Consider the following 4,996-nt stretch of genomic DNA (forward strand, 5'->3'; position numbering starts at 1 on the left):
GGGCGGCTCCGCCCCCCTTCAGAACCCCCCGCAAGGGGACCAGTCCCCTTGACCCCATTATTTCACACTCAAATATCATGCCTGAAAAAACCTGCGTCATTTCAGTATACAATAGTATCCTCTTTAAAAAACAGGGTAAATTTTATTCCGCGGTTAAAAGGCATGGATTCCTGCTTTCGCAGGAATGACAGTTACATGCGTTTTCCAAGTGTGTCATTCCTGGCTTGACCAGGAATCCAAGATGCATAAAAGTATAGTTACCATGAAATATATAAAGAAGATAGCAAAAAAAGGCTATATACACTTGCTCTATGGCATTTTAAATGGTTGTGGAATGAATGTCAGGATGAAGATGGACAGGGAGACCAAGGCGGTCTTTTTCCTTGACGGCTGAAGGGGGATGTCGCTAAAGAGCACCGGCGGATGATGTATCCCAAGTATGAGCAACAACAACGCCCAGGTCAACCAACCAGTCCAGAGCCAGATGCCTGATACGCTCAACACCACGAGCAACGCCCGGGACACCCAGGTGTGTATATCCTTTTCAATGGCATAGACGATGTGTCCGCCATCCAGTTGCCCAATTGGCAACAGGTTCAATGACGTGACAAGAAACCCTATCCAACCGGCAAACGCAATCGGACTCAATAGTATGTCAAACCCCTCCGGGGGCGTCCCTACAATAATCTTTGTCAACAGGTAAAACAACAACGAATCACCCAGCTCAAAGGCCAAGCCATCGGTTACCTCCACCACGTCGGAGTAAAACAACCCAAACACAACCGCCACCAACGACACAAGAAAACCGGCTATCGGCCCGGAGGCCCCTATGTCTATCAGGGCAGTGCGTGTGGTTATGGGCGACTTCATCTTGATAAATGCCCCGAAGGTGCCAAAGATGGATGGTCCGGGTATAAAGTACGGCAACGTGGCTATCGTGTCATGGCTGATGGATGCCATGTAGTGTGCCAGCTCATGTGCCAGCAGTATGGAGAGGAGTGTCATGGCAAAGGGTAAGCCCTCATATATCCTGCCGGGGTCATCGAGGGGATTGATCCCCTTCTGCAGTGCGCCCGCTATGAGCGTAGAGACAAACGTCAGTAAAAAGAGGATTACGTGCATGGCAGTCAGCTTCCTCAGCACGTTGTTTACGACAAATGCCAGACTATGCATACAAGTAACGCCTACGCCAGACATCCAACCAGGTCGTATTGCAGGGCAGAGGTTATCTCAACGTCTGCAAAGTCGTCCACCTTTGCGGGCGACTGTCCCCGTATGAGCACACTGCCATCGATCTCAGGGGCATGGCAGTACAGACGGGCTATGGTCAGTTCGGCTGTGGTCTCATCTATAAGCGCCCTAAAGCGTCTGCCAACGTACCGGGCGTTTCGCTCGTAGGATATCTGCCCCTGCATGGACATCAGCTCATCCAGTCTTTTTTTCTTGATGCGTTCAGATACTTTATCCGGCAACTGGTAAGCCGCCGTGCCCTCCTCATCGGAATAGGCAAAGACCCCCAGACAGTCAAACCCCACCTCACCGACAAAGGCCTTGAGGCCGTTAAAATCCTCCTGCGTCTCTCCGGGATATCCAACGATAAAGGTCGTCCTCAGCGCCACGTCAGGGATGTCTCGCCTCAACCTCCGTAGCAGGTCGGCATAGTATCTCCTGCCTCCGGCACGGCCCATCGCACGCAACACCTTGTCCTCTGAGTGCTGCAACGGAATGTCGAGGTACTTACAGACCTTGTCCTGAGCGCTTATGACCTCAAGGAGGGCGTCACTGAGCGATGTGGGATAAAGGTACAGCAACCGTATCCAGAAATCCCCGCTTATGGCGGCAATGTCACAGATAAGATGCGGCAGGTCATATCCGATGTCCTTGCCATAGTAGGTGAGGTCCTGCGCAACGAGGATCAACTCCTTCTTACCGGCCTTTACACAGGCCTCGGCCTCCGCTATGACGGCGGCGGCGGGGACGCTCCTGAACCCACCCCTGATGGCAGGGATCACGCAGTAACCACACGGGCGATTACACCCCTCGGCTATCTTTATGTAGGCATACAGCCCCCCGCCTGTCATCCCCGACGGGATAGTATGGGATGCAAATTGAGCCATGGGTCGCTGACCCCCAGGGGCAGGTCTGACACCAGGGCTTAGTGTGTCCTTGCAGTAGCGCACGATCTCAGCGGTCTTGTCAACCCCCCAGATGGCATCGATCTCCGGCAGCTCCTTTACCAGTTCGTCCTTGTAACGCTGGCTGAGACAGCCAAAGACCACCAGCTTCCTATCCGCCCCCTTGTGTTGCGCCAGGGTGATGACCTCGTTGATGGACTCCTCCTTGGCATCGTTGATAAAGCCGCACGTGTTGACCAGGATTATGCCCGCATCCTCAACCGAATCGGTGTTGTATATGCCCTCTCTGTGCAGGGCCCTCAGCAGGTGCTCCGAATCAACCTGATTCTTGGGACACCCAAGGGTTACCAGTGTGACGTAAGGCATTTGTGTGTGGGTTGTCAATTCCCCCCGCCGTCATCCCCGACAGTGAGCTTGTCCTCCACGACACAATCGACAGGGGGAAGTTCATCGACGTAATCCGCCGGGTTGAGGATATCAACAGGGGTGGTTTCACGCATACGCCGCTTCAGGCGAAAGATATGCAGGACTATAAAAAACGACAAGACAGCGGCTATCACGGAGACAAACAATGACCCCCAGATAAAAGGCATCAGCAACACACCAAAGACACCCATCACGTTTGATAGCGTAAGGTTACTAAAATCAATCGTAATGTTGGCTGCCTCCATCCCCATGAGCTTCATCCCCACCCAAATGCAAAACGTAGAGATCGGAACAACGGTAAAGGGGTTGTTAATATAGGCCGCCGTCAATATCGCCACCTTGTTTAATTTAAACGCCATAGCCAGGATAATGACCAACACCGTATGTAACCCCACCCAGGGGGAGAAGGCTATAAGTGTTCCAATCCCAAAAGATACTGCTACCTTCATGGGCGAATCCTTTATCCCCATGAACTCCTTGAGTTTTGCCTTAATTCTTGAAGTGCTCATACCCACACCTTATCAACTCCCGCTCTTTCTTGTATGTGTCTATAAAGACGAACCCGCTTTCAGTGATCTCCCCGATGCACCGACACCCTGGCACTGACTCAGGTGAGGTAAAGAGGTATTGGTAGTCCTCCCCCCCGCACAGTGCCAACATGGTTGGATTGAGTTCCAGAAATGCCGCCGCCTCAGTCATTGCAGGCGACTGCGGGAGATTTGCCTCATACACCCTGGCCCCAACGCCACTGTGTTCACACAACCTGCGCAGGTCTATCGACAGGCCGTCGCTGATATCCATCATTGCGTTGACCCTCTCTGTGCCCACCGGGGCGCTGACAACAGGCATCAGGTGTCTGCGCAACAGCGGCTCCATAACATGCCACGCAAGTGGGGTATTTATCGTTTCTGTCTGTTCTATGGCCACCGGTCTGTTAATCCTCCGTAGCAGGTGCAATCCGCAGGCCGAATCCCCAAGGTTGCCCGTAACATATATTCTGTCTCCGACCACTGCCCCACTTCTGAGGGCAGGGCTTTGGGCAAACCCAATAAGCGTTGCCGATAAATTAATTCCGCCTCCAGAGGATGTGATATCCCCTCCAATCAACTCCACCGCATAGGTCTCCAAGGCACTTTCAACACCGTCGAAAAATCCGGCGATGAAACCATCTGTCTCAGCCATCCTAGCGGCAGGGATGCTCATTGTCAGCAACATGTATGCCGGTCTGCCGGCCATCGCATAGATATCGCTGACGTTGACCGACACCAGCTTGTGGCCAACCTGAAAGGGCGTTACAAAGGCCATGTCAAAATGAACACCCTCGGCCATGGCATCGGTCGTCAACAGGACATGTTTGCCACCAACCCTCAGCACTGCGGCATCGTCGCCTATTCCAACCATCAGAATTGGCAGCTCCTGCCGCCCACCATCGGATAGCCTGCCGCCCCTGCCGTCGGGTTGTTTTCTTGTAAAACGCTGTCGTATGTGCTCTATGAGGGCGAGTTCACCATCAATCCTCAACGGGTTTTGATTGCTCAACGGTGCGTTTCCTCTTTATTGGCCTCTTAAGTGCCGTTTCCAGGACGTTGTCCATCGTTTCGACAAAGATGAAGTCCATGTCTTTTTTGATGTACTTTGGCAGTTCGTCGAAGTCTTTTTCGTTGCGTTTTGGCACTATGATCCTGTTTATGCCCATGCGTTTTGCAGCGAGTGTTTTTTCTTTGAGTCCGCCAATGGGCAGTACAGTTCCCCTGAGGGTCACCTCGCCGGTCATGGCGATGTTCTTGCTTACGGGGATGCCGGTCAGTGCGGATGCAATCGCTGTGGTGATCGTGATCCCAGCCGAGGGGCCATCCTTGGGGATGGCGCCGGCGGGTACGTGTATGTGGATGTCTCGCTTGGAGAACTCGTCGTCGTCTATTTTCAGGTCTTTTGCCCTGGACCTTACGTATGACAGGGCAGCATGTGCGGACTCCTTCATCACATCGCCAAGTTGTCCGGTGATGGTGAGATTGCCCTTGCCCTTCATCGTGATGGCCTCAACGTATATGATATCACCGCCGGTCTCTGTCCATGCCAGACCCGTGGAGACGCCAACCTCATCCTTTTTGATCTCTTCCTCCGGAAGAAATTTTGGAGCACCAAGGAACTTGATCAGGTTCTTGGGGGTTGCCGAAAATTTCTTGCCCTTACCTTCAGCAATCTGTCGTGCAACCTTGCGACACAGTTTCGCTATGGTACGTTCGAGATTTCTGACCCCGGCCTCACGCGTATACTGTGTGATCATCAGGTGCAGGGCGGGATCGGTCAGACGCAGCATGTCGGTTGTCAGGCCGTGCTCTTCAAACTGCTTGGGGATCAGATAGTTTTGCGCTATGCCCATCTTTTCCTCGGTCGTGTAGCCGGAGAGGTATATGATCTCCATTCTGTCCTTG

Annotated in this window: 5 protein-coding genes; all 5 read right to left on the bottom strand. The window is 52.8% G+C overall.

The annotated features are described in order from the left end of the window. Positions 1 to 309: 309 nt before the first annotated feature. Positions 310 to 1,173, bottom strand: coding sequence for a site-2 protease family protein (locus tag HWQ67_RS12860; protein WP_218253092.1), 864 nt, complete (start codon positions 1,171 to 1,173; stop codon positions 310 to 312). Between the two features lie 11 nt (positions 1,174 to 1,184). Next, positions 1,185 to 2,519, bottom strand: a complete 1,335-nt coding sequence (rimO, locus tag HWQ67_RS12865; RefSeq protein ID WP_218253093.1) for a 30S ribosomal protein S12 methylthiotransferase RimO — start codon at positions 2,517 to 2,519, stop codon at positions 1,185 to 1,187. Continuing rightward, complete coding sequence (locus HWQ67_RS12870) at positions 2,516 to 3,070, bottom strand: DUF2062 domain-containing protein (RefSeq protein ID WP_218253094.1); 555 nt, start codon at positions 3,068 to 3,070, stop codon at positions 2,516 to 2,518. Before HWQ67_RS12870 ends, rimO begins: the two co-directional genes overlap by 4 nt. Next, the gene (thiL, locus tag HWQ67_RS12875) at positions 3,051 to 4,100 is read right to left on the bottom strand and encodes a thiamine-phosphate kinase (protein WP_218253095.1); all 1,050 of its coding nucleotides are present in this window, start codon (positions 4,098 to 4,100) and stop codon (positions 3,051 to 3,053) included. The genes HWQ67_RS12870 and thiL overlap by 20 nt, the downstream gene beginning before the upstream one ends. After that, positions 4,072 to 4,996: S16 family serine protease (locus HWQ67_RS12880; RefSeq protein WP_304413901.1), on the bottom strand; the 925-nt coding region annotated here is incomplete at its 5' end. The genes HWQ67_RS12880 and thiL, both read right to left, overlap by 29 nt.

This window comes from Candidatus Magnetobacterium casense, assembly GCF_019173545.1.
In the GTDB taxonomy this organism is placed as follows: Bacteria; Nitrospirota; Thermodesulfovibrionia; order Thermodesulfovibrionales; family Magnetobacteriaceae; genus Magnetobacterium; species Magnetobacterium cryptolimnobacter.

Excerpts from the sequence above, each read along its gene's own strand:
- HWQ67_RS12860 (WP_218253092.1), bottom strand. The coding sequence starts at position 1,173 with ATGCATAGTCTGGCATTTGTCGTAAACAACGTGCTGAGGAAGCTGACT.
- HWQ67_RS12870 (WP_218253094.1), bottom strand. The coding sequence starts at position 3,070 with ATGAGCACTTCAAGAATTAAGGCAAAACTCAAGGAGTTCATGGGGATA.